This is a genomic window from Paenibacillus shirakamiensis (assembly GCF_017874255.1).
In the GTDB taxonomy this organism is placed as follows: domain Bacteria; phylum Bacillota; class Bacilli; order Paenibacillales; family Paenibacillaceae; genus Fontibacillus; species Fontibacillus shirakamiensis.
In genome coordinates this window covers 213,182-236,176 of sequence record NZ_JAGGLD010000004.1, presented here as the reverse complement: position 1 = coordinate 236,176, position 22,995 = coordinate 213,182, and the positions used below count along the sequence as shown (strand labels likewise).

Genomic DNA, 22,995 nt, shown 5'->3' with positions numbered 1-22,995 from the left:
AATTTAATTAATTCCTACCTGTTTAGTATGCTATGATTGTATTTTAATGGGAACTCCTTAGGTTGTCAAACCTTTTTTGCTTTAATTGGGTAAATTAAAATCTGCATAAAAAAACCGAAGCAGAATTCTATCTGCTCCGGCCTACAACCTAAATCTCATGTCTAATTATTCAGTCCGCTTGCCCGGGTGACACATACCGGTTTGCTTACGGAAAGGGTATATCCCGTTTCGTGTAATAATCCTTGGTCTGGATCTATCTTGAAGCTCACCAAGTTGTTCGTATACTGATGGGCTACGACCAAAAGTCCTTCATCAAGTATCGTAAAGTGCCTAGGACCACTTCCTCCACTGGATACCCACTGCGGATCGGATAGGCGGCCTGTCGATTCATCAATGATATACCGAACAATGCTGTCATGTCCTCGATTTGATCCATACAAGTACCGACCACAAGGCGAAATGGCAACCTCAGCCGTTGTTGTCTCCCCCGTAAAATGATCGGGCAGCGTAGAAATATGCTGAACGATCTCCAGATTGCCTTCTTCCTCATCATAATTATACAGCGTTACCGTATTATTCAGCTCATTGATTCCGTATGCCCATTTGTGGGAAGAATGAATTTTAAAGTGACGAGGTCCTGCACCTTGGGGAAGCTCAATTTTCCGATGAACCTTGAGACTCCCATCCTCCTCAATCTTGTAAATAACAATCTGATCGAGACCCAAGTCGGATACATAAGCAAACGTCCCTTCTTGATCAATCACTATAGAATGCGCATGTGCACTATCCTGTCGATCGTTATCGAACCCTTTTCCCTCATGTTTAATGCGAGAGACTACATCTGTAATGGACCAATCCTCTCTTAACTGGTAGCTGCTCACTTCTGCACTAATGTAGTTCACGACGAACAGTTCGCCGCCATGATCAGGAGTAATAGAGACGTAGCAAGGGGCATATCCCCCCGTGGATTGCCTATTCAACTCACTTAAGCGACCTTCAGCCGTATCGATGTTGTAAGCTACTACTTCTCCGTCCTCTGTCTCACTTACAGCATAGAGCTTGTCCATGGGCTCGTTCAGAATAAGAAAGGATGGGTTCTCAATACCTGTAGTCGTATGTACTAATCGAATTTCACCAGTCTTTGTATTTAGAGCTGTCAAGTGAATACCACCATCTTCTGGGGCGGAATAACTTCCTACATATAATAAAACTTCATCGTCGCGCTTTAGCTGATTCGTCATATTGTATTTTCTCCTTTATTTAAAATAATAGGAACTAACTCTGACTGATTGTAATATAACCCCGTTCAATTTAACAACTATGCTCAGCTTCAGGCTCACTTGAACAACCTATATATACATATATTATCCCTAAATTAGATAGACGAAGCAGGCTCGACCTCAAGCTCTATTCCTATCATGAGAGTGCTTATTTTTGGTGTGGCATTTTTTTCTCGCTAATCACCGATTGTGCTATAATTAAAGTATCTAGGTCCACCATCTGAAAGGGGCAAGTTACATGACGCAGCTAAGTCCTTCCTATCTTCAAATTTTTGCAACTGTGGGTACTTTACTCATGGCGCTGCTTACCATATTTATCCGCTTAAAAGCTAGCCGAAGACCCGTCAATATCAAAAAAATTATTATGCCGCCAGTTGGTATGAGTACAGGGTTCTTGATGTTTCTCGTACCGGATGTACGCATTCCATGGTGGTGGGGTATCGTCGCTTTTGCAGTAGGTTGGTTCCTCTTCTCCTATCCACTAATTCGAAGTACGAAATTTGAAGTGGTAGATGGGCAAGTATATGCTCAGCGCTCACGTAGCTTCATCATTGTCCTGCTTGTCCTCTTTGCCGTACGTATGATTCTTCATCAGTACATTGAAATGTATGTCTCCGTGCTGCAGACAGGCGCTCTCTTCTTCATGCTAGCTTTCGGTATGATCCTGCGCTGGCGGTTATTCATGTGGAGAGAGTACAAAGTACTTGCAGAACCTGCTCCTACCGTTCAGTAATATTACCTATAGGACAACAAAAAAACCCCGCAGCTTTGAGCTAGCGGGGTTTTCCTGTCTATGAATGTATCCTAATTATTCATTAAGTGCTCATTCTCAGAATTCGCTTTGTTATCTTTATGCACTACGTTCTTTGCGCAAGAAAGAGAACGTTAATGCAAGTACCAAAATAGAACCTTTAATAATATCCTGTGCAAAATAAGGCACGTTCATCATCGTTAAGCCGTTGAGCAGAACACCTATCAGAATTGAGCCAAGGAGCGTACCGACTACGCTAGGTCTCTTTTCTCCAAACAAAGCAAACCCAATATAGGCCGAGGCCACCGCATCCATAAGCAGAGGAGCGCCTGCGGAGACTTGCCCTGTCCCAATACGGCTAGCCAGTACAATTCCTCCTAGAGCAGCAAATAATCCACTGATGACATAAGCTAATACCCGATAACGATTTACAGGTATACCGAACAAATTAGCAGCTTCCGCATTCCCTCCCACCATATACATATGGCGACCAAACGTTGTCTTTTCCAAGAATATGTATGCAAGACCTACAAACAGAAGCATGAGCAGCACAGCCACAGGAATGCCTAATACCTCACCTTGACCGATAAAGAGAAACGAAGGAATGAACTTCCCTGTCGCTTCGCCCCCTGTACCTGCCATTCCCTCATAGATGGAATATCCCTTGGTATACGTCATCTGAATGCCATTCACAATATACATTACTGCAAGCGTGGCTAGCAGATCAGGTAATTTAACTTTGACCACAAGAAATGCATTGAATAGCCCCACGCCAATTCCGCACAACAAGGGAACCAGAAGCGTGATCAGCAACTCCTGTCTATGTAAGACTAATGCAGAGGCCGCAGCAATCGTAGCTAGGCTAGTCGTGGAACCTACAGAAATATCAAACCCATCTACAACTAAGCTAAAAGTAACACCCAGAGCAAGAAAGGTCGTAATGGATATCGCCTTCAAAATATCCTTCAGATTGCTATACGTTAGGAAATGATCATTAGTTATGGAGAAGAAAGCAATAACCCCCAAGATGATCAGAACCGCCCCATATCGAAATAAATAACTAGTTAGCGGGTGAATCGGTTTCACGGTCCGCAAGGTTTTAACGGTGTCCATTTCTTTGTACCTCCTTATCTGCCGTCAACATCAGCGCATCCATCGTAAGTGCATGGGCCTCTATCTCGGACACGATCTGCCCATCTACGAGAGTCCATACTCGGTCTGAAATTCGCAGTGCTTCTTCGGGTTCAGCTGTTAAGTAAAGAATGGATGTCCCCTCTGCCGCAAGAGACTCGATCATTTGAAAAATGGTCTCTCTAGCAGATACATCAATGCCTTTCATCGGTTCATCAAAAATAGCAATTTTTCGAGGCTTGGCGAACCACTTCGCTATCGCTACCTTTTGTTGATTGCCTCCACTTAGCCTGCCGACACGATAAGTTGGCGAATCGGGACGAATCGCAAAGGATCGAATACGCTCTTGGCTATACGCAAGCTCTTTGGATACATGAATCATGCCTCGGAATGATAGCGCCAGATGTGTACGGATATCATCTTTCTTCCACACCCCATGTCTGCCCCGCTCTTCTGGGATAAAAGCAAAACCTTGCTCTACCGCTTGGCGAGTATTCCGAATAGTTACCTGTTTGCCTTCAATGACCGCGGTGTAAGCATCATGAAGGCCGAACAATGTCTCTGCAAGCTCTGTCTTGCCACTGCCCAGTAAGCCGAAAAGCGTCACAATTTCACCTTTTCGAATCTCGAATTTAATGCCAAGATCATCCGAACGATTCCCTGTGGTGCGGACAGCCAATTGCACAGGTTGTTGTTCCCCGTCTTTAACCACTCTGCGGGCAATGCCTTTGGCACCACCGGTCATGGCTTCAATGATATCCTCTAATTTCAGGTTATTATCTACAGACCTCTCCATAACCGTCACCCCTCCGCGGAGGACAGTTATCTGCTGACAACATGCCATAATTTCATGGAGCTTATGAGATATGAGGACGATACCCAGCCCTTGAAGCTGTAACTTCTGAACGAGCTCATAGAATTTCACAGCTTGAAGTCGGTCTAGCGAAGCCGTGGGTTCATCTAGCAACAGATAACGAGCCTGATTGCTAACCGCTCGAATGATTGACAACATCTGTTTTTCATACAGAGATAACTCTTTTACTGGAAGATCTACGTTCAAATCCAGTCCGTATTCCTGCAATAATGCCCGAGCTCTTGCTCTATTCGCTGACTTACTGAACCATATCGCTTTCTCTTGCCGAAGATGACCAATGGTCAGGTTCTCATGCACAGCAAGCTGTGGAACGAGGCCACGATCTACTTCTTGGGTTAAAAAAACTACACCATGTGCATTCGCATCGGATGTTGATCGAAAGAGTACCCTCTCTCCATCGATGTTAATTGTTCCTCGCACGGGCTGATAGACGCCCGCAGCGATATGAAGCAGTGTGCTCTTCCCTGCTCCGTTCATCCCGAGCAACGCATGAACTTCACCCGGCTTTACAGAGAACGTAACCTGATGTAGAACAGGAAGGTCACCAAAGTCATGGGAGATGTCGAGAAGGGTCAAGGTCATTTTTTGGCACTCGTCTCAAGCGTAGTCATCCAAGCAGAGCGAGCTTCTTCCGATTTGCCCCAGCCTGATACATATTTACTCAAGTCGGAAAACGCAATTTTCTCCTTAGGAAGCTGGGAACGAATAATGAGATGAGGTTCGATAGAGATATCTTCTGGAACCTTTTCTCCTGCTATTTTTTGATATGCGAGACGAGCTTGGATAGACCCTACATCACCCGGATTTGTAGCGGCTGCTGCTTCCCAAGGACTATTGGCATCCTGAAATAACGGTAGTTCCTCATCGGTTAGATCAATTCCATATACTTTAATATCTGTGCGTCCCGCTTGCTTAAGCGCTTGAAGCGCACCTCTTGTGAATTCATTCCAATTGGAGTAAATCGCCTGCAGGTCGCCAACATTCGGATATTTCTTCAACAGAGCTTCTACTTGTGCTTGTGTATCGAGCGCTGTATTTGCCGTGGCACTACCAAAACGTGCGACTTCCTTAATATTAGGATACCGTTTCTTAAAAGCATCTATCATAATTTGACGCCGCTCCATAGGTAGATATCCAGCTACCCATAGTACAGCAATGTTCCCTTTGCCGTTCAAGTCTCCTGCCAGTTTCTTTAAGGATTGCCATGCTAGCATATAGTCATCTTGGTTAATTGCAGATATACCAGGAAGGTTCAGATCACTATCATAAGTAACTACAGGAATGCCAGCATCAAGGGCTTTCTTCACGGACTGTTCCAGCGCTTGTGCAGTGCCGTTATTCACCAAGATGGCATCCACTTTTTCATTAACTGCTGCTTCAATATTAGAGGCCATTTTGGCTAAGTCATTTGCGGAATCATAAATTTTCAACTGTCCACCAAAGGCATCCACCTGTTCCTGAACCCCTTTGTTATAGGCGTTGAAAAAAGAACCTGAAGTAATTCGAGTTACCAAAGCAATCCGTACAGGCTTTTTTAATTTCTCAGGAATATCAGCATTAGCTGCCGTTGTATTTCCTGAAGTAGTGGCGGTTGTTCCTTCTGGAGCCTTTACATCGGTTGTTGTTTTATCCGTTGTTTTATCCGTAACTGAGGTTGTAGACGCCTTGTTATCTCCCGCTTGTTCACTCGTACAGGCAGTCAGGAATACCAATACTACCATCATCATGATACTAATCGATTTCTTCATTTGTCTTTATTCCCCCATCATGTCAACTCGACTCTACCTAGCTCCGACAAGGAATGAAAGCTCCGTTCCTTATCACATTAAACCAAGTATAATAGCCGGAATTGATCTAATATTACGGGTAGCATGCTCTACTGTCAACATAAAACTTCAACATAGCACCGTATTAAATTAACTATTCTCACTTGACAACTTGGTTTTAACATCTGATAATCTTGACCATTACAAGTGAAGGAGCGGGACTCACATGGGAAAACGCAGTATTGATCATATAGGAATTGTAGTTCGCAACTTGGATGTATCCATTAAGTTCTATACCGAAGTCTTAGGACTCGAACTGAAGCAAAAGCTCCTGCATACGAATGGCATATTTCAATTGGCCTTCCTTGGTTATGGGAATCAAGAAGAGACAGAAATTGAACTGATTCAAGGTTACAGCGACCAATTGGGAAATGAAGCTACCGTACATCACTTTGCTATTGCTGTAGCTAACCTAGACGAGGAATTTGCCCGGCTTCAAGCCTGGGAAAAGGTAACGCTAATCGATTCCGAGATCACTACTTTACCGAATGGCTATCGCTACTTCTTCATTTATGGCCCTGAGCAAGAGTGGATTGAACTATTTCAGCGGTAGACCCTCTGCCGCTTATGACAAGTTATAATAACAAAAAGCCGTCCCTGTAGGGACGGCTTACTTGAGTGGAGCATGACTTACTGATTATCGATTTGAACACCCTTCTTCAAGGCCTTCATATCGGAGTTATTATTCACGAGCAATGGAAGCATCTTCGAACTCTTCTCCATCTCGGAACTACACAGAGGGCAAGCAGGAGTGTAGTCAAACGCAAAATTATCCCTCATCCATCCGTTGCAGTTGTCGCTCGTGCAAGACCAGATTGGTGTAATCTCTTCAGGAATTTCTTCTAACGTTTTTTTTCGATAATTCATGATTATCCTCCTTTTTGGTGTTCCCCCAAAAAAAATAAAACTGCCCCTAACGCAAACACGTTAAGGGCAGTAGAGTTTGCGTTAGAGTTTTACCACATTTTCAGCTTGTGGTCCGCGGTTACCTTCAACAACATTAAACTCCACTTGTTGTCCTTCATCAAGTGTCTTGAAGCCTTCACCAGTGATTGCGCTGAAATGAACGAATACATCATTTCCGCCTTCAACTTCGATAAAGCCAAAACCTTTTTCTGCGTTAAACCATTTCACTGTACCTGTTGCCATGTGGTGTAGCCTCCCTGAAAATAACAATATTTAACATGTAACTTTTTTCCGTAAAAAAAATTCACATATTGAGAAAAGTTCCATTTCAAGACGAATTGACACTCTTTTCAATATGAGAATTGATTCTCAGACAGACGTTTAACTTCCTCAATTATAACCTAATTTCCAGCAAAAAGCAAATTTCTACCTAATTAAGGAGAAAGAAAGGGCCTCGTTCAAGCTTGAACGATAAGCCCATTTTCATGTTATGCAGTTGGGCGCATGAAGGTGTCAGGAGGCGTGGGCGCAGGTTTACCAAATAAATAACCTTGAGCTAAAAGTGCCCCATGCGTACGGCAAAATTCAAAGTCTTGGCGGTCCTCAATTCCTTCCGCTAATACCTGTCCTCCAAAATCTTGAGCCCGCTCAATGATAAGCTGAATCTGACGCTGCTTGTTCATATCTTGGCTACAGCCATCTACTAGGCTTCTGTCAATCTTCACGTAATCTGGACGTAAACGAATCATTTCTTCTAATGTAGAGTAACCCGCACCTACATCGTCAAGCGCTACGGAAATGCCATTCTTCCGGTATTCATCAAAGATAGAAAGGATATTATCCATTTTATGTATTTGTTCTGTCTCTACCACTTCAAACACAAAATCTTGAGGATCTAATGCATGCTTTTGAATAGCATCGAAAGTATGCGTCAAACAGTACTTTGGATTATAAATAGATGAGGGTAAAAAATTAATAAAGCGTTTGATTCCTTTCGGAATATGCATGGCACTAGTCTCTATAGCAGATAATCTCGCTGCACGATCCAAGAATGAATGGAGTCCTGTCTCTCGGGCGATATCAAACAATTCTAAAGGCTGAAAAGGAGCTTCTTTACTGGAGGGACGAAGTAAAAATTCAAATCCTACAATCTCTTCTACATGATTCACTATAGGTTGCATATGACTTGTGAACCGTTCATCTACAATAATATCTACAATGTTATGATGTTTGAGTCTAGCTTCCATCTGCGGTAAGGGAATCCACACAGGCTGATCGTTACGATCTTTCATGCCTTGAAGTCTCATCGTAATGTCTGTGGGAACCGTTCCATCTCCATAACGCAAAATCTGAAACAATTGCAGTAGTTCATCCTTCGACCGATAATTCATCGTATAATCTTGGCCTTCCAGCTTTGGATCGAAACGTTGATCTCTAATTAGTTCTATGAAATCTCCTGCCCCACGCAGCGATAAAATACCTTGGTCTTCCATAGGGCGCTGCTCTCTGCAGTTGCCACAAATCATAAGTATCCTCCTTGGCAAAATTTGCCGAATTATGTCGAGAACATTATAACATGATAACGTTTTAAGATACATCATAAAAATACCAATTTTTGTACAAAAAAACAACAGCCCGTTTAACTATAGGCTGCTGTGTGTTGAAATACTCTAGAGAAAAGCTTTTGCCATTTATTCTTTTGCCGTCCAGACTTGTTGACCATCTTCTTTGGAAGAGTAATCAATACGCGCCGGGTGGATTTCAATAACAATATAATCTGGATCTTCGGGTCCTTCAAAGTATTCTTTGAAATCGTCGTTCCAGAGTTTTTTCTTCAAGCTTTCATCGCTGCTAATCTTCACTTGTCCTTCGATCTCCACGGCAGTCCCGCTTCCACCTTGCTCAAATCCAAGCAACAAAGCCGCTTGCGGATTCTGTTCGAGCTCATCAATCTTGTGAGTTTTGCGATCTGTAGCTAGATACACATTCAGACCCTCGTGATAAAAGGCCATGTAGCGCACCTTAGGTTTATTATTCTCCACGGTCGCTAAAGAACCAAATTTATTTTCATCTAATGCCTTCACAATCTTAGTCTCTAATTGTTGACGATCCATAGTAAGCAGCTCCTTCCAGAAATTATTAGCTTCATTCGTAGTGTACCCCGTGTCGGGCTTCATGAACCGTTCTACCATCAGATTACTGGACAATTCTCCAAGGAACAGACTATAATACGTTCTAGATTCACCCGTACAATTTCATGTAGAACTGGGGAGCTGGAAGTACAGCCGGCTGAGAGTGTATCCTTCTGATACTAACCCTTATACCTGATCTGGATAATGCCAGCGTAGGAAAGAGACCTGATTGAATATTATGTATCTATTCATTCACATACGCATAGGCGTCCTGACCTTCAGGACGCCTATTTATCTTTTCAAGTAAATGATCGCCCCTGGATTAGTTCTTCTGAGCATGAAGAGGAAATACGGGTGAAATGAAGATCTATCCGAAGGAGACGACAATAATGAAGAAGAACAAATGGGCTATCGCTCTACTCTGCTTAATGGTCCTAATCACTACAGCAGGTTGTGGTAGTAAATCTAGCCAAGAACCTACCGCATCAAGTCCTACGAAGCTTAAAGACGTTAAGGTCGTGTTGGACTGGACTCCGAATACCAATCACACAGGACTCTATGTTGCCAAAGAACGGGGTTATTATAAAGACGCCGGCCTCAATGTTGAAATACTGAAGCCCGGTAGTGGTGGAGCTGATACGATGGTGGCCACGGGAGCAGCCCAGTTCGGCGTAAGTTATCAAGAAAGTATTACGCAAGGCCGTATTCAGAATGTACCGCTGGTCTCCATTGGAGCTGTAATCCAGCATAATACTTCAGGTTTTGCTGCACCAAAAGATCGCAGCATTAAGTCCCCTAAGGATTTTGAGGGTAAGAAATATGGAGGTTGGGGTTCTCCTATTGAAGCAGCAGTGATGAAATCATTAATGGAACAAAAAGGTGCCGATGTCACCAAAGTACAAAATATAAATATTGGCGAAGCTGACTACTTTACCGCCGTGAAACGCGATATAGACTTCGCTTGGATCTATTATGCATGGACAGGGATTGAAGCTGAGCTTCGCGGCCAACCACTAGACATGCTGTACGTAAAAGACTACTCGGATAAACTGGATTACTATACGCCTGTAATTGCAACTAGCGAGAAAGTCATTGCCGAAGATCCCGCACTAGTCAAAGCATTCATGAGTGCTACGTCTAAAGGTTATACCTATGCCACCCAACACCCTGAGGATGCCGGCAAGATCTTACTTAAAGCCGCTCCTGAACTGGATGAAAAATTGGTCATAGCTAGTCAGAAATGGCTAAGCAGCCGGTACCAAGATGATGCACCACGTTGGGGTGAACAGAAAGAAAGCGTCTGGAAGAATTACGCCGATTGGATGTATGAACATAAACTCTTGGACAAACCTTTAGAAGTAAATAAAGCTTTTACTAATGACTTTTTGCCTTCAACTAAATAATCCAAGCACAGCGAAAGGAAGATCATCTGATGAACAATGCCCTCTTAAGCCTACAAATCATCCCTAAAACACCGAATGGTGAAGATGTTATCCCTTATGTAGATCGTGCCATTGAAGTAATTCAAGCTTCTGGAGTGAAACATCAAGTGAATGCTCTAGATACTACCATGGAGGGGGACCTTCAAGAGTTGCTTGACATCGTACAACAAGTTAACGATGCAGTCATCGCCTATGGCAGCCCAAGTATCATCTCGCAAATTAAAATTTTATATGCACCGAAAGGTGCAAGTATGGATGCGTTGACGGAGAAATATCGTCCATGAAGATATGGTTCCGAAATGTATGGCCGCCACTTGTGGCGGTCCTCTTCTTTTTGACCCTATGGCAGGTAGCCGTTCAGCTCTTGCATCTGGATACATGGTTCCTCCCTGGACCTTTGGATATTGGACATGAGGCGCTCACGAATCAAGAGAATCTAATAACACAAAGCTTAGCTACCTTGCAGCTTACCCTTGTTGGCCTATTAATTGGCATTGCAGTGGGGCTTAGCATTGCTCTTATTTTGCATTTTAGTCCGCTCCTCAAATCGGCCCTCTATCCGCTTATGATTCTCAGCCAGAACATTCCGACCATTGCGCTTGCTCCCCTGCTGCTTGTCTGGTTCGGGTATGGACTGCTTCCCAAGTATATTGTGATAACTTTAGTATGCTTCTTCCCGGTAGCCGTCTCGGCTATGGATGGGCTAACTCGGACAGATCCAATGATGCGAAATTACATGCAGATGATCGGGGCATCACGTGGACAGATCTTCCGTAAGCTCGAATTTCCCCATGCGCTACCTGCAATCATGTCCGGCGTTAAAATTGCTGCTACCTATAGTGTTATGGGTGCTATCATTGCCGAATGGATCGGCGCGGATAAAGGTATTGGTTACTATATGATGATGCAGCGCTCCTCCTTTCGGACCGACCGTATTTTTGTTGCGATTATGATTATTGTCCTCATGAGTCTGACTTTGTTCACTATTGTAGTTCTGATAGAGAAATGGCTGGTACGTTATCAACCCCAAGCCCAAGCTGATCAAAAATAAGGAGGTGAACCGCATGCATAATCACCCACGATCCCCGGTTTCCGCAAGTCTTGCCCTTGATATTCAGGACATAAGCAAAACATTTAAGCAAAAAAAGCAGCATCTCCAAGTTCTAGACGCCATCTCCCTCCAAGTACACACAGGTGAATTTGTATCTATTGTAGGACCTTCTGGCAGCGGAAAGAGTACCCTTTTTCATATCATTGGGGGATTAACCGCCCCAGACCACGGTAGCATTCGGCTACATGATCAAGATATTACAGGACAAAAGGGTCACATCAGCTACGTGCCTCAGCAGCCCGCTTTGTTCCCTTGGCGTACCATTGAGGACAATGTGATTCTAGCCCTTGAAGTTGCAGGCGTCCCCCTAAAGGAAGCCAGACAAGAGGCAGCACAATGGCTAGAACGCGCAGGATTAGCCGACTTTCGGCAAGCTTATCCGCAGACCTTGTCTGGAGGGATGCAGCAGCGTGTAGCTTTTTTACGGGGACTTATTAGTCGTCAGGAGCTTATGCTACTCGATGAACCCTTCAGCGCTCTAGATGCCTTTACACGTAGTGATATGCAGCGCTGGCTCCTCGACATCTGGGAGGAGAATCGTCGCTCAGTGCTATTCATCACACATAATATTGAAGAAGCATTGCTTCTATCGGATACGATTTACCTTTTCTCAAGCCGTCCAGCTAGACCTATTCATCAGCTTCACGTCCCTTTTTCAAGACCGCGTAGTGAAGATATAATTGAAGATCCTGAATTCCGAAAGCTAAAAAAGCAACTCAGCCACCTCATGCGCGAAGAACAACAGAAGGGAATGGATTTTGGACGTCTAGAGGGGAATCTATGATGAACATGCCGCTGATTGATGCCCATATACATCTAGATCTATATGAGCCTTCCGATCAAATTCGTATCCTCTCGGAATTGTCTAAGGAAGGCGTAGAATCTCTCGTTGCCGTATCTATGCATCTGGCTTCATGCCAAGAGAATGCGGTTCTATCCAAGCAATATCCTAAGCAGGTTTATCCCGCTTTTGGATTCCATCCAGAACAACCCCTTCCAAGTGCGTCAGAGCTAGATCAACTTGTACAGTGGATTCGTGAGAGGGCTGGAGAAGTACTAGCCATTGGAGAAATTGGACTGCCTTATTATATGCGTACGGAATTAGAAGCAAAGGGGAATCATTTAGATCTGGCACCTTACATTCAGATGCTAGACCAAATGCTTGCCTTAGCCAAAGAATTGGATAAACCAGTCATACTGCATGCCGTGTATGAAGATGCAGATATCGTATGTGATCGGCTAGAAGCGCATGGAATTAAGCGAGCACATTTTCACTGGTTCAAAGGTTCGAGTCAGACAGTTCAGCGCATGGCCGACCGCGGATATTTCATTTCTTTTACACCTGATTTGCTATACGAAGAAGAGATCGTCGGGCTTGCGCGCCTGTATCCAGCCCATCAAGTGATGGTCGAGACAGATGGACCTTGGCCTTTCGAAGGGCCTTTTCTAGGTCAACTCACACACCCTGCTATGATTCGAGCAGTGGCTAAGGTTTGGGCCGATATTCAAGGGTTAGATAAGGCTGAAGCTTGTGATATCCTCTACCGCAATACCAAGCGTTTTTATGGACTATGAGAAAACGATAGAATAGTGACACAATTAGAATTAGACATGCAATTCACACAAATTTTGACATAAAAAGGACCGCAAGCCTATAGCTTACGATCCCAAATTCTGTTCATATATTATGATTCTGGCACGGCGCTTCTCCAAGCGTCGTTTTGCTGTTTTGTTATAGAAGAACTGAATGACGTAATAAGAAATTACACCAAGTACGGCGCCAAAGATGCTCATACCGATTAGAATATGCAGCCCTCCATGCAGGATATCTCGAACTGCCGTGAAATCGCCTTGGAAAATATCCATAATCGAGGGTTCTTTGACCATGGGAGAACCAGATTGCTCTCCCGTCCGTACAGGGTAGATCATTTCACCAATCTTTTTGGCGAAAGGCATGAGCAAAATCGGGAGAAATGTAAGCTTACCTATAACATTCCCGATAATAGCGGCGGGTACAGAACCTCCAGATAGTTTGACTATAGGATAGAATATAAGGTAGACGAGACATGCTGTCGAAATTACGATCATTTCCAGTCCAAAGCCGACGGAAAAGCCGAGCGATACTTTCTTCACTCCACCAGGCGTACGAAGCAGCTTCAAAAAATTCAGTTTGAATGCTCGGTACAATTTATTCACAAAGTGATGTTTACTGTATTTCTTCATCATCTTAACTCCTTACCCTCAACTCCCATGCAAGATGCAGGGGTTCTGTCTATTATACCACAAGCCGCCCTATTCCTTTAGTCCATCTTGAAGCCACGATCCTCCAAATATTTCTTCATATGCAGGCGACTTGGAACCGTTAATTTGTCCGCCATTAAGGCAGACCAACCCTTATCTCGCTCACCGTGTGTCCGCTCCTTGATGTATTCCACCATCGTAGTATCATATGCCGCAATCTGCTCAGGGGTTTTATGTTCATCATACGCTTCCCAGTGAAGCACCGCATCCACGGGTAGACGTGGGCGCTGACCCGGTTCTTGATCAGGATATCCAACACACATCCCGAACACGGGATAGACTAGATTCGGCAATTCTAATAGCTGTGAGACTTCTGCAATACGATTACGGATACCCCCAATATAGACGATACCAAGCCCCATGGATTCGGCCGCAATGGCCGCATTCTGAGCAGCAAGGGCTGTGTCTACCGTACCGATAATGAAGCTCTCTGTTGCACCTTCGTAAGAGTCCTGTCCGGGAAGGTGATGATCTGCGGCATACTTTAGACGAGATAAGTCCGCACACCAGACCAAAAAGACCGGACAATCAGCCACGTAAGACTGATTACCTGTAAGTTCTGCTAATGTTTTTTTTCGTTCTTGATCAGTAACAGCAATGACACTAAAAGCTTGAACATGACTTGAGCTCGAAGCCATCTGGCCCGCAGCTACTATTTGCTCTACTGTAGCTTTATCCAATGTATCTGGTTTGAATTTACGAATCGAACGATGCTGAAGTAGTACTTTTAATGTTTCGTTAGACAAGTTATTCATGCTTCCTTCACTCCAAGTCCTCTAAGGATGAACCGAATCGATTGATCCGGTATATGCTTCTTTTCATTATCTTCTAATTCTGCAATATAATTATATTTACTCTTATGTGCAAGAGCCGTACCCATAACCATCAGTAATGTATAATTGAGAGAATCGAAATGGAATATTCCTTCCTCCCGGCCCTGCTCTAACAACATACGGACTTTGTCCCAGACGGGTTGAACATGATGAGTTACAATACCTTTGCGAGGAGAGTCCAGTGTCATTTCCTGCTGAATAATACAACCTAAATCCGGATCGTCCGTAGAGCTAAAAGCAATGACTTCTCGCAGCAGGGTCCTCAGCCCTTCAAGTGGTCTCATTTCGACCATGGTAAGCGCAATTTCATTGCCAGGAAAAAATTGCTCTAAAATCTCTTCGAAAACCTTCTCTTTCCCTCCAAAATAATAGGAAATGAGGGCCACATTTGCTCCTGCATCCTCACAAATCTGTCTCACACTTGTCCGATCAAAGCCTTGCTTCGCAAAGAGCCTCTTCGCGGAAAGCATAATTCGTATTTTAACGTCTAGATCCTGGTCTGCATTGTGCATAGACATGATTCTCCTCTACCGTTCTAGTCCCATTATGACCCTTCAAATTGTTATAATCAATAACACACAAAACCTGTCTCCCAAGCGAGAAGACGCAGAGGGGACAGGTTATTTACGTAAATATAACTTAAATCGTTGCAGGTTCCGCAATATCTGTAGATTCTAGCGGAAGCGGTAGTGGATTGGACTTGTGCAAAGCCACAGCAATTGCAGAGATCACAAGGCTTACGCCGCTCACTATCACTAACGCTGTAACGTCAGGTCCTACCCCAGGTCCACCAAACTGTAGGTTCATTAGACCTTCAACCGCGTAGGTCGCTGGCAAGAAATCTCCAATAGTCTGGAATGTGGAACTGAGTAATGATCTAGGCACCATGGCTCCTGAACTTACCAGTTGGAGGGAGAGCATAATCGCGTTAACTAGCATACCCGCCATGCCAAACACCATTAAGAACATTTGGGAGAACAGCATAAAGGTGGCTAGGAACAAGCTAAGGAACAACCATAAACCTAAGAATCCATGGGCGGTCTGACCTCCGAGCAGTACTACGAGCGTTGATCCCACTAGGGAGACAACCACAGCAGTAATTAGATTGAGCACACTACGGGAGATAAAAATAGACCATTTATTCGCAAATTTAGCCATAATCGCTGCACCTTGTTGCACATTCATCCCCATAATCATGGCTCCAACAAAGGAAGCAAGGACCAACATCATCGGTACCATTTGATTGTTCATACCATCTACCTTATTCGTATAGATAAGGTCTGCACTTACTTTATTTTGTAATGCTTGAGAAGTGGCCGTCGCCTGAGTCGCAGGAAGATGAAGCTGTTCCAATACGGCTGTTGTGCCTTGACCCGCCGCATTGCGATTTACCGACTCCGCAATTTGATTCGCTGTATTCTGCATCACACTCTTGATAGTGACAGGGTTGGATTCATTGATTGTGAACTGCAGTTTAGCCTCAGTTCCCGGTGTAGTTAAAGCTTCTTTAAAACCGCTTGGAATAGTGACAATCATCTGAACATCCCGGCTGTTCAGTAGATCGGCCGCTTGCTGAGCCTTCTCCTCCTTAATCTGGAAAGGCAACTTGCTTGCCAGTTGCTGTGATATAGCCTGACCTGTAGCACCGGCTTCGTTCACAATAGCAATATGAAAATCTTTGACTCGATCGTTCACTCCGCTATATCCTGTCATCCAGACTACACAGAATATAATTTGAAAAGCAAATGCCATAATTAAGCCTATAATAGTAGGCGGCTTACGTAGAAGCCCTTTAAACGTGTGTAACATGATTCATCGCCTCTCGAAACTAAGATTGCTTTAAACGTTCGTTTAAAACTTGTGTTTAAAATATAGCTTATGGATGTCTTTTCGTCAAGCTGAAATCCAATGTAAGAAGTTGGGTCATCTAAAATGCAAATTCTTACGTTCCATTAGACGAACCCCATTTCAAGTAAGGAGTGACTTACTTGGTGCCCTGTATATTGTCACTTGCAGAAGTCCAAATGGCAGGGCATCTACTGCTCAGTCCTTATGTTATTGGACTGTAAGGAAAGTAATCACGAAGAATTAAATCATTACACATCAGAGACGTGACAACAAAAAGGAGATCGCCTAAAGCGGTCTCCTTTTTGTTGGTCTATCTTTATACCTGTAAAGTTAAACGACGTCGTACCCTTGATCCTCAATGGCTGTTTTAATCGCTTCAAGTGACAGCTTTTGTTCATCATAGATTACGGTTACGGCCTTGGCAGATAAATCAACTTTGCCTTCAGCTCCCGCTTTGGATAGTGCACCCTCAACAGCATTCACACAATGATTGCAAGACATGCCTTCAACTTGAAGAGTAACTTGTGCCATACTTGTCCATCCCCTTTTATTTCATAAGTTTATTGACCGTAATTAATAATAATTATAATCTTATTATATTATACCCCCTAGGGGTATGCAACATACAAAATCATCTTTTTCTAGTCTTAAAGAGCACTCCTTTCACAAATTGGACATACTCAAGGGTATATCCTTGGCGATATAGCCCGTTGTAGTCATGCCAAACCAATACTCGTGCGCTACAATAGTAAAGAATGTTAAAAGAGAAGGTGATTGAATCATGCTATTCGCTAAGCACAGAAACGGTATTATCTTTATACTCCTCGGCATAGTCTTGATTTTGTGTCCGGGACTAGCTTCGGCACACGCTAATATTGTAACTTCCAATCCGACGCCGAACCAGACTTTAACTACCGCACCTAAAGAAATTAGTATTGTTTTCAATGAAGCGGTGGAGAATGTATTCCATTCCATTGAAATGACAAGTGCGACGGGAAAGAAGATTACGCTCGGTCCATCCACTATCGATACCAACAATCCAGCGAGATTGACGGCTAAGCTTAGTCAAACTCTACCGGATGACATCTATACGATTAATTGGCGTGTGGTATCTGCCGATGGTCATCCCATTACGGGTGTAATTCCGTTCATTATGGGAACCGGAGGAAGTACACAGACACCAACAGCCGTAGATGAAGGAACAGCACTTCCTGGCTGGGATCAGACCTTAATTCGCTGGATGCAGTATATCGGTCTGTCCTTATACGCCGGCATCCTGTTGTTCCACTTGTATCTTCTGCCTAAAGCGCAGCGAAAAGCTTCTTATGCATCCCGCAGAACACAATGGCTGCTTATTATTTCACTCATCCTTGCAGCCATAGGTATTCTGCTCAGCCTGCCCTTGCAAGCCAAACATGATGCAGCTGTGAGTTGGAGTGAAGTATTCAGCAGTGGTGTGATTGGTGAATCGCTTCGGTTCACGACCTTTGGCTCCATATGGTGGACGGAAGCCTTGTTATTCCTTGTCCTTGCAGGTCTAACCTGTGGACTATTCCCCAAGATTAACACTGGAGAGAAGACGATCTATGCAGGTTTTGCTCTGGTGACGGTCATTGGTCTGTTTGTAGCCAAATCCTTCATGGGCCATGCCGCATCCGCGGATATTGAAGGGCTTGCCGTATTCAGCGGGTTCGTTCATTTGGCTGCTGCCTCTCTATGGCTTGGGGCCTTGCTGGCACTTGCATTTTTGCTTCCATTCATAGCGAAGATTCAGCCTGAAGGAGATGCACGAAAACAGTTTTACTTTGCTACAATTCAGCGATTCTCCTTAGTAGGTACAATCTGTGTCATTTTACTAGTAGGCAGCGGCCTTTACGGAATTAAAATTTACACTCCGTCGCTAGGTTCGCTATTCACTTCCCTTTATGGACAAGTGCTACTAGCCAAAATCGCTTTATTCCTAATCATGTTCGGATTTGCTATAAGTGGTTTTTTACGGGGACGAAAAAGCCAGCGTGAGCTTGGAAAGGGAGTCTGGATCGAGTTTGTGGTAGGTATTGTTGTGCTAATTCTGGCTGCCGTGCTGACGAACTTACCCACAGCCCTATCGCATCCCGGACCCGCCCATATCGTAGATAAGACACGCACAGGCTACACAGTAACGCTAGATATCTCCCCGAACATTATGGGTAAAAATGAATTTAAAGTATCCGTAGAAGACCCAAATGGTAAGCCGGTAAAAGACGTTGAACAGGTAACACTAAATCTGAGTTCTCAAGAGATGGCTATGGGCACGCTCGAAGTGAAAATTCCTGGAACGGCCTCGCCTTTGCAGACGGAAGATCTAATTACGATGGCAGGGAAATGGGAAATTCAATATCATATTCTGCTCAAATCACTGGATTCCTTAAATGGCAGTGTCAACTTTAATGCAGGAACTCCATAATCCTAATTTTCGAGTAGTTAACCCATTCACCATGTGACCAATCTTAACTCCAAATTATTAACACCATAAATCAGATCTTATAATTCAAGGTTCTACACTATTCAAGATTCTACACTAAAGGAGAATTCAATTATGACAATCAAATTGACCCGTATTATGACTACTTTTTCCAGTATGGCCGTGGGTGCCTTGCTGTTTGCAGGCGTAGCCAGTGCGCATGTGACCGTCAGTCCTACAACCTCCGAGCCCAAAGCCTATGAGACATATTCCATCAAAATTCCAGTGGAAAAAGACGTAGCTACAACCAAAATTGCTCTGAAAATACCAGCGAACGCAGATTTCAAAAATTATCAACCTGTACCCGGCTGGAAAGTAGAGACTACGAAAGATTCAGCAGGTAAAATAACCAACGTAACTTGGACAGCCGTAGGCGAAGGCATTCTCGCAGGTCAGTTCCAACAATTTAACTTTGTGGCTCAGAACCCCGCCAAAGATGCCACACTTAACTGGGATGCCTTCCAGTACTACAAAGACGGAACGATTGTCGAGTGGACAGGCGATGGCGGAGAAAGTCCCCATTCGGTAACCCAAATTACAGCGAGCACATCTTCTACACCAGCTGAACCGGCCAAGGATGAGCATGCGGCTACGCCTAATACGAATACAAATGTAAATAAAGACACAAATACAGGTAACGCAGTAGCCGATAATTCTTCAGCAGAGCCCGTAACTACGGAATGGTCCAGTGGGCAGACGGTCGCTGTCGTCCTATCAGCCTTGGCTTTAGTCGCTTCTCTTGTATCTCTCTGGGTATCCATTTTGTTCGTTCGTAAAATTAGACGTTAATATTATAAAAGGAGGGGGCTTTGGCCCTCGCCTTTTTGTATGGTGTAAGCTTGGGCTTAACCTCATACCCTTATTCTTTCCGCATTAATTGTCTTGGGTTATGCTTATTCGGATGTTCCTATGTTGCTATGCCAAGGTGTTCACAAAATATTTGGAACAAAATATCTTAGATTTCTTCAAATATATTTCTTAACCTAGTTTATACATCCAAACAGTCCAGATAATGATGTTACGACTTAACAGCGAGTACAGCCTTAAGCTGCGCATTCAATCCCTTCGCGTCATGCAGCGCCCGTTCATCCGAGGCGATATCACCGGGCTTGCTGGCTTTTCCAATGACGTATCCCTCGAATGATAGCCCTACAAAGTCAAATGTGTATTTCAACTGCTGAAGCAAAGGAAGCGCCTTAATTCTTGGATCATCTCCGCCTACCACGACCACGTATGCTTTTTTCCCGGAGATTAACGATTTGAAATCATACTCCTGCGATCGCAAGCTCTGCGACCACCGATCCACAAATGTCTTGAGCGTCCCCGAAATGCCATACCAGTATACAGGCGTAGCAAAAATCAAAATATCATGCTCAAGCACCTGCTGAATCAGAGCATCGTAATCATCTTCCACCGTCTGAAATCCGCCTTCGGCATGCCTTTGATCTACAATCGGCTGAATCTCATGATCGCGAAGGATCACGTGAGTATGCGGTATATCCTGAAGCACCAGCTCTACCAATTCTTCCGTATTCCCTCCAGCACGTGCACTTCCCTGCAAAACAACGACACTCATCTCATTAGCGCCTCCTATATTTCGAATCGACTACGGTATTCCTTTTATTGTAATATTCGAATTTTCAGCTGTCATTCGCTTTTTCTAATTATCAGGGATGAAATTTTGATAGGTTTAAAAATGGGAACCCAGTCTAAGTGTTGAGCCTCATCCCCTCCTCAGGTCCAGTTCACAAACCGCCTAAGGGCCGTTTTGAATCCTTTGATTACAGCGTAAGATATAGACATGAAGCAAGAGAGGCGAACGACGAATGAGACCTTGGTTGCACCCGCCTCAGTCTGCTAGATCAACCATTGACAGAGGAGAGATTAGATTATGAAGAACAAATTATACCGATCTCGGTCTGACCGAATGATCACAGGAATCTGCGGCGGTGTCGCTCGATACTTTAACATTGACCCTACACTCATTCGTCTTGTGGCTGCGCTAGGCGCCATCTTTAGCTTTGGAACGTTTGCTTTTATCTACATTGTGGCCAGCCTTGTGATTCCCAAAGAACCTGAATACGGCTTTGACACTTACGATAGCTTTTCCAACTACAAATAAGGAGAGATGTACACATGACTTTTTTCGAGAGAATTGCGAATTTGACCAAAGCGGCTGCCCATGAGGCGCTGAACAAACTGGAGAACCCCGTTATGCTTATGAATCAATATTTGCGCAACTTAGAAGAAGACATCGATTCATCTGAACGGAAATTGAGTGAACAACACACTTCTGTTAAAGTACTAACCTTCCGCAAGGACGAAGCGATCCGCTCTGCGGCTACTGCTGAAGAACGTGCTATAGAAGCGCTTAATGGAGGCAATGAAGTCGCTGCACGTCAAGCAGTGGAGGCCAAACTCGCCTTCAAAACGCAAGCAGAAGAACATGGCGTTACCCTGGATATCACTCGTCAGCGTATTACAGAGCTAGAATTCCACATTCAGACTGCTAAAGAGGAGTTCGCTCGCCTCAAAGAAAAACGCACAGAACTCGTAGCTCGTGCACAGCGTGCAGAAGAACGATCTCGCCAAGCGCAATCCAGCTCTTCCCATACGAACTGGGGCGCAACCGGAGCAGGGACTTCTGGATATTCTAACCTTAGTGGGACAGCGGCCCGTGGTTTTGAGCGCATGGAAGAGAAGATTCTACAATGGGAAGCAGGACTTAATGCTTCAAGTTATAATGGCAGTAGCGCATCTACTTCAAGCCCTCAACAACCTTCCTATACCAAAAATAGTGCCGTTGAGGATGAACTCAGCCGCCTGCAAGGAAAAGTAACCGATACACATAAAGAGTGAGGAACGTGACATCTTCATTCTGATGGATGGATACTCTTAGGGAATCAATCTAATGTGAACAGTCTTCGCCGACCTATTAGCAAAAAGGAGTAACGAATTCATTATGAAAAAGCCCCTGGGAATTACAATTCCCGGGGGCTTTTAGTGTAAATTTTGTTATGGAAGAAATATGGAAAGTTGAGTATTCTGGCATTCATGCTCTGAATAAATTGTACATCTTATTTTGTATTGCTATAAATACTGAGGATCATGGGATTGCTGTTCCTACTTGTCCTTGCTCTTGAACACTTCACCAATGGCTCCAATACTGCCTAGCGTATCTACTGCGCTAATTGGAAGGAAAATCTTATTCGCTGCACCTTTGGATACTTCCTCTAGTGCCTCAAAAGAACGATAAGCTAGGACATTTTCATCCAGTCCCGCACTACGAAGTAGTTCAATTCGATTTTTTTCGGCTTCGGCAACGGACAAGATCGCTTTGGCCTGACCTAGAGCTTCAAGTTCCTGCGCTTGGCCCAGACCCTCAGCTTCTCTAATCCGAGCCTCCTTATCCCCTTCAGCCTTCAGAATCTTACTTTGTTTATCCCCTTCTGCACGAAGAATCATATCCTGCTTGGCAGCTTCCGCTTCAAGAACAATCGCACGTTTGCTACGCTCGGCCTTCATTTGTTTGTCCATCGCTTCTTGGATATCCATAGGTGGTTTGATATCGATGACTTCTACACGTTCGATCCGCACGCCCCATTTCTCGGTGGCTTCATCTAGCGCAAGGCGAATTTCTGTAGAGATCTTCTCCCGTCCCGATAAGGTCTCATCGAGCTCAAGCTTACCGATAATCTGACGCATCGTAGCTGTGGAGATATTACGAACCCCGTACACATAATCGGATATCCCATATGTAGCCTCTTCAGGCCCGACTACTTGATAGAAAATGATCGTATCAATCTGCACCTGAACGTTATCCTTAGTGATGACCGTCTGTGGAGGTACATTTGCTTGTTGAATTCTCAGGTCATGATAAGTTCTCACGTGATCGATAATCGGGATCAATATGTTCAGCCCCGGGTTAAGCAGTCGATTAAACCTACCCAGACGCTCTACAACCCCTACCCTTTGCTGAGGTACAATTTTAATCGTTAGAGCTATGAATACGATCACAACAACTAACAACACGCCAACAACTACTCCGATATACATA

26 protein-coding genes and 1 riboswitch are annotated in these 22,995 nt (G+C 44.2%); of the genes, 11 read left to right on the top strand and 15 right to left on the bottom strand.

The window, feature by feature from the left end:
• Positions 1-161: 161 nt before the first annotated feature.
• On the bottom strand, positions 162-1,241 hold the full coding sequence (locus J2Z69_RS12980; protein ID WP_209863235.1) for a lactonase family protein: 1,080 nt from the start codon (positions 1,239-1,241) through the stop codon (positions 162-164).
• Between the two features lie 277 nt (positions 1,242-1,518).
• Between J2Z69_RS12980 and J2Z69_RS12975 the strand changes: the two genes are divergently transcribed.
• Positions 1,519-2,013 (top strand): CcdC family protein, encoded by a 495-nt coding sequence (locus J2Z69_RS12975; protein ID WP_209863232.1) that lies wholly within the window; start codon positions 1,519-1,521, stop codon positions 2,011-2,013.
• 117 nt (positions 2,014-2,130) lie between these two features.
• Here J2Z69_RS12975 and J2Z69_RS12970 read toward each other — a convergent pair whose 3' ends face one another.
• Genes J2Z69_RS12970 through J2Z69_RS12960 form a run of 3 tightly spaced genes read right to left on the bottom strand, consistent with a single transcriptional unit; the run spans position 2,131 to position 5,784 of the window.
• Positions 2,131-3,144, bottom strand: a complete 1,014-nt coding sequence (locus J2Z69_RS12970) for an ABC transporter permease (RefSeq protein WP_209863229.1) — start codon at positions 3,142-3,144, stop codon at positions 2,131-2,133.
• Entirely contained in the window at positions 3,131-4,618 is a 1,488-nt protein-coding gene (locus J2Z69_RS12965; protein ID WP_209863226.1) for a sugar ABC transporter ATP-binding protein, read from the bottom strand. The genes J2Z69_RS12970 and J2Z69_RS12965 overlap by 14 nt, the downstream gene beginning before the upstream one ends.
• Positions 4,615-5,784, bottom strand: a complete 1,170-nt coding sequence (locus tag J2Z69_RS12960) for a sugar ABC transporter substrate-binding protein (RefSeq protein WP_209863223.1) — start codon at positions 5,782-5,784, stop codon at positions 4,615-4,617. The genes J2Z69_RS12965 and J2Z69_RS12960 overlap by 4 nt, the downstream gene beginning before the upstream one ends.
• Before the next feature lie 244 nt (positions 5,785-6,028).
• Here J2Z69_RS12960 and J2Z69_RS12955 point away from each other — a divergent pair, with 244 nt between their 5' ends.
• Positions 6,029-6,415 carry a VOC family protein gene (locus J2Z69_RS12955; protein WP_209863221.1) on the top strand — a complete coding sequence of 129 codons (387 nt, stop codon included), beginning with the start codon at positions 6,029-6,031 and terminating at the stop codon, positions 6,413-6,415.
• A gap of 77 nt (positions 6,416-6,492) precedes the next feature.
• On the opposite strand, the gene J2Z69_RS12950 is transcribed toward J2Z69_RS12955, so the two are convergent.
• The 4 genes from J2Z69_RS12950 to J2Z69_RS12935 all read right to left on the bottom strand — a co-directional run bounded on the left by J2Z69_RS12950 (position 6,493) and on the right by J2Z69_RS12935 (position 8,945).
• Complete coding sequence (locus J2Z69_RS12950) at positions 6,493-6,729, bottom strand: cold-shock protein (protein WP_209863218.1); 237 nt, start codon at positions 6,727-6,729, stop codon at positions 6,493-6,495.
• A gap of 81 nt (positions 6,730-6,810) precedes the next feature.
• Complete coding sequence (locus J2Z69_RS12945; protein WP_209863215.1) at positions 6,811-7,011, bottom strand: cold-shock protein; 201 nt, start codon at positions 7,009-7,011, stop codon at positions 6,811-6,813.
• A gap of 245 nt (positions 7,012-7,256) precedes the next feature.
• On the bottom strand, positions 7,257-8,294 hold the full coding sequence (locus tag J2Z69_RS12940) for an EAL domain-containing protein (RefSeq protein WP_209863213.1): 1,038 nt from the start codon (positions 8,292-8,294) through the stop codon (positions 7,257-7,259).
• Between the two features lie 165 nt (positions 8,295-8,459).
• Positions 8,460-8,945: a pyridoxamine 5'-phosphate oxidase family protein gene (locus J2Z69_RS12935; protein ID WP_245339284.1), complete on the bottom strand. Its 486-nt coding sequence runs from the start codon at positions 8,943-8,945 to the stop codon at positions 8,460-8,462.
• A gap of 80 nt (positions 8,946-9,025) precedes the next feature.
• Positions 9,026-9,136, top strand: a riboswitch (TPP riboswitch).
• Between the two features lie 153 nt (positions 9,137-9,289).
• On the opposite strand from J2Z69_RS12935, the gene J2Z69_RS12930 reads away from it, so the two are divergent.
• The 5 genes from J2Z69_RS12930 to J2Z69_RS12910 are packed head-to-tail and all read left to right on the top strand — an operon-like array spanning position 9,290 to position 13,028.
• Entirely contained in the window at positions 9,290-10,303 is a 1,014-nt protein-coding gene (locus J2Z69_RS12930; RefSeq protein ID WP_209863211.1) for an ABC transporter substrate-binding protein, read from the top strand.
• A 29-nt stretch (positions 10,304-10,332) separates the two neighbouring features.
• Positions 10,333-10,626 (top strand): thiamine-binding protein, encoded by a 294-nt coding sequence (locus J2Z69_RS12925; protein ID WP_209863208.1) that lies wholly within the window; start codon positions 10,333-10,335, stop codon positions 10,624-10,626.
• Positions 10,623-11,393 (top strand): ABC transporter permease, encoded by a 771-nt coding sequence (locus J2Z69_RS12920; protein ID WP_209863205.1) that lies wholly within the window; start codon positions 10,623-10,625, stop codon positions 11,391-11,393. Before J2Z69_RS12925 ends, J2Z69_RS12920 begins: the two co-directional genes overlap by 4 nt.
• Positions 11,394-11,406: 13 nt before the next feature.
• Positions 11,407-12,237, top strand: a complete 831-nt coding sequence (locus J2Z69_RS12915) for an ABC transporter ATP-binding protein (RefSeq protein WP_209863203.1) — start codon at positions 11,407-11,409, stop codon at positions 12,235-12,237.
• Positions 12,237-13,028 carry a TatD family hydrolase gene (locus J2Z69_RS12910; RefSeq protein ID WP_245339283.1) on the top strand — a complete coding sequence of 264 codons (792 nt, stop codon included), beginning with the start codon at positions 12,237-12,239 and terminating at the stop codon, positions 13,026-13,028. Before J2Z69_RS12915 ends, J2Z69_RS12910 begins: the two co-directional genes overlap by 1 nt.
• A gap of 84 nt (positions 13,029-13,112) precedes the next feature.
• Here J2Z69_RS12910 and J2Z69_RS12905 read toward each other — a convergent pair whose 3' ends face one another.
• From J2Z69_RS12905 to J2Z69_RS12885, 5 genes are all read right to left on the bottom strand, one after another.
• Positions 13,113-13,679 (bottom strand): DUF2062 domain-containing protein, encoded by a 567-nt coding sequence (locus J2Z69_RS12905; RefSeq protein WP_209863198.1) that lies wholly within the window; start codon positions 13,677-13,679, stop codon positions 13,113-13,115.
• Positions 13,680-13,753: 74 nt separating this feature from the next.
• On the bottom strand, positions 13,754-14,500 hold the full coding sequence (nfsA, locus tag J2Z69_RS12900) for an oxygen-insensitive NADPH nitroreductase (protein ID WP_245339282.1): 747 nt from the start codon (positions 14,498-14,500) through the stop codon (positions 13,754-13,756).
• A gap of 5 nt (positions 14,501-14,505) precedes the next feature.
• The gene (locus tag J2Z69_RS12895) at positions 14,506-15,099 is read right to left on the bottom strand and encodes a TetR family transcriptional regulator (RefSeq protein ID WP_209863191.1); all 594 of its coding nucleotides are present in this window, start codon (positions 15,097-15,099) and stop codon (positions 14,506-14,508) included.
• Between the two features lie 127 nt (positions 15,100-15,226).
• The gene (locus tag J2Z69_RS12890; protein ID WP_209863188.1) at positions 15,227-16,396 is read right to left on the bottom strand and encodes a YhgE/Pip domain-containing protein; all 1,170 of its coding nucleotides are present in this window, start codon (positions 16,394-16,396) and stop codon (positions 15,227-15,229) included.
• A gap of 369 nt (positions 16,397-16,765) precedes the next feature.
• Complete coding sequence (locus J2Z69_RS12885; RefSeq protein WP_209863185.1) at positions 16,766-16,966, bottom strand: copper ion binding protein; 201 nt, start codon at positions 16,964-16,966, stop codon at positions 16,766-16,768.
• Positions 16,967-17,216: 250 nt separating this feature from the next.
• Between J2Z69_RS12885 and J2Z69_RS12880 the strand changes: the two genes are divergently transcribed.
• A complete protein-coding gene (locus J2Z69_RS12880; RefSeq protein ID WP_209863182.1) occupies positions 17,217-18,881 on the top strand; it encodes a copper resistance protein CopC in 1,665 nt (554 codons plus the stop codon).
• Between the two features lie 132 nt (positions 18,882-19,013).
• Positions 19,014-19,727 (top strand): YcnI family copper-binding membrane protein, encoded by a 714-nt coding sequence (locus J2Z69_RS12875; RefSeq protein ID WP_209863179.1) that lies wholly within the window; start codon positions 19,014-19,016, stop codon positions 19,725-19,727.
• A gap of 229 nt (positions 19,728-19,956) precedes the next feature.
• On the opposite strand, the gene J2Z69_RS12870 is transcribed toward J2Z69_RS12875, so the two are convergent.
• Entirely contained in the window at positions 19,957-20,514 is a 558-nt protein-coding gene (locus tag J2Z69_RS12870; protein WP_209863175.1) for a flavodoxin family protein, read from the bottom strand.
• A gap of 315 nt (positions 20,515-20,829) precedes the next feature.
• Here J2Z69_RS12870 and J2Z69_RS12865 point away from each other — a divergent pair, with 315 nt between their 5' ends.
• Entirely contained in the window at positions 20,830-21,060 is a 231-nt protein-coding gene (locus tag J2Z69_RS12865; RefSeq protein ID WP_209863173.1) for a PspC domain-containing protein, read from the top strand.
• A gap of 14 nt (positions 21,061-21,074) precedes the next feature.
• Entirely contained in the window at positions 21,075-21,797 is a 723-nt protein-coding gene (locus J2Z69_RS12860; RefSeq protein ID WP_209863171.1) for a PspA/IM30 family protein, read from the top strand.
• Between the two features lie 264 nt (positions 21,798-22,061).
• On the opposite strand, the gene J2Z69_RS12855 is transcribed toward J2Z69_RS12860, so the two are convergent.
• Positions 22,062-22,994: an SPFH domain-containing protein gene (locus J2Z69_RS12855; RefSeq protein ID WP_209863169.1), complete on the bottom strand. Its 933-nt coding sequence runs from the start codon at positions 22,992-22,994 to the stop codon at positions 22,062-22,064.
• Position 22,995 lies beyond the last annotated feature (1 nt).

Bases quoted from the DNA above. Each gene is read 5' to 3' on its own strand.
- J2Z69_RS12910 (WP_245339283.1), top strand. From the start codon at position 12,237: ATGAACATGCCGCTGATTGATGCCCATATACATCTAGATCTATATGAG.
- J2Z69_RS12865 (WP_209863173.1), top strand. From the start codon at position 20,830: ATGAAGAACAAATTATACCGATCTCGGTCTGACCGAATGATCACAGGA.
- J2Z69_RS12890 (WP_209863188.1), bottom strand. From the start codon at position 16,396: ATGTTACACACGTTTAAAGGGCTTCTACGTAAGCCGCCTACTATTATA.
- J2Z69_RS12930 (WP_209863211.1), top strand. From the start codon at position 9,290: ATGAAGAAGAACAAATGGGCTATCGCTCTACTCTGCTTAATGGTCCTA.
- J2Z69_RS12965 (WP_209863226.1), bottom strand. From the start codon at position 4,618: ATGACCTTGACCCTTCTCGACATCTCCCATGACTTTGGTGACCTTCCT.
- J2Z69_RS12875 (WP_209863179.1), top strand. From the start codon at position 19,014: ATGACAATCAAATTGACCCGTATTATGACTACTTTTTCCAGTATGGCC.
- J2Z69_RS12960 (WP_209863223.1), bottom strand. From the start codon at position 5,784: ATGAAGAAATCGATTAGTATCATGATGATGGTAGTATTGGTATTCCTG.
- J2Z69_RS12945 (WP_209863215.1), bottom strand. From the start codon at position 7,011: ATGGCAACAGGTACAGTGAAATGGTTTAACGCAGAAAAAGGTTTTGGC.
- J2Z69_RS12935 (WP_245339284.1), bottom strand. From the start codon at position 8,945: ATGAAGCCCGACACGGGGTACACTACGAATGAAGCTAATAATTTCTGG.
- J2Z69_RS12860 (WP_209863171.1), top strand. From the start codon at position 21,075: ATGACTTTTTTCGAGAGAATTGCGAATTTGACCAAAGCGGCTGCCCAT.
- J2Z69_RS12955 (WP_209863221.1), top strand. From the start codon at position 6,029: ATGGGAAAACGCAGTATTGATCATATAGGAATTGTAGTTCGCAACTTG.
- J2Z69_RS12925 (WP_209863208.1), top strand. From the start codon at position 10,333: ATGAACAATGCCCTCTTAAGCCTACAAATCATCCCTAAAACACCGAAT.
- J2Z69_RS12870 (WP_209863175.1), bottom strand. From the start codon at position 20,514: ATGAGTGTCGTTGTTTTGCAGGGAAGTGCACGTGCTGGAGGGAATACG.
- J2Z69_RS12895 (WP_209863191.1), bottom strand. From the start codon at position 15,099: ATGCACAATGCAGACCAGGATCTAGACGTTAAAATACGAATTATGCTT.
- J2Z69_RS12885 (WP_209863185.1), bottom strand. From the start codon at position 16,966: ATGGCACAAGTTACTCTTCAAGTTGAAGGCATGTCTTGCAATCATTGT.
- J2Z69_RS12915 (WP_209863203.1), top strand. From the start codon at position 11,407: ATGCATAATCACCCACGATCCCCGGTTTCCGCAAGTCTTGCCCTTGAT.
- J2Z69_RS12980 (WP_209863235.1), bottom strand. From the start codon at position 1,241: ATGACGAATCAGCTAAAGCGCGACGATGAAGTTTTATTATATGTAGGA.
- J2Z69_RS12920 (WP_209863205.1), top strand. From the start codon at position 10,623: ATGAAGATATGGTTCCGAAATGTATGGCCGCCACTTGTGGCGGTCCTC.
- J2Z69_RS12950 (WP_209863218.1), bottom strand. From the start codon at position 6,729: ATGAATTATCGAAAAAAAACGTTAGAAGAAATTCCTGAAGAGATTACA.
- J2Z69_RS12940 (WP_209863213.1), bottom strand. From the start codon at position 8,294: ATGATTTGTGGCAACTGCAGAGAGCAGCGCCCTATGGAAGACCAAGGT.
- J2Z69_RS12855 (WP_209863169.1), bottom strand. From the start codon at position 22,994: ATGTATATCGGAGTAGTTGTTGGCGTGTTGTTAGTTGTTGTGATCGTA.
- J2Z69_RS12905 (WP_209863198.1), bottom strand. From the start codon at position 13,679: ATGATGAAGAAATACAGTAAACATCACTTTGTGAATAAATTGTACCGA.
- J2Z69_RS12880 (WP_209863182.1), top strand. From the start codon at position 17,217: ATGCTATTCGCTAAGCACAGAAACGGTATTATCTTTATACTCCTCGGC.
- J2Z69_RS12970 (WP_209863229.1), bottom strand. From the start codon at position 3,144: ATGGACACCGTTAAAACCTTGCGGACCGTGAAACCGATTCACCCGCTA.
- J2Z69_RS12975 (WP_209863232.1), top strand. From the start codon at position 1,519: ATGACGCAGCTAAGTCCTTCCTATCTTCAAATTTTTGCAACTGTGGGT.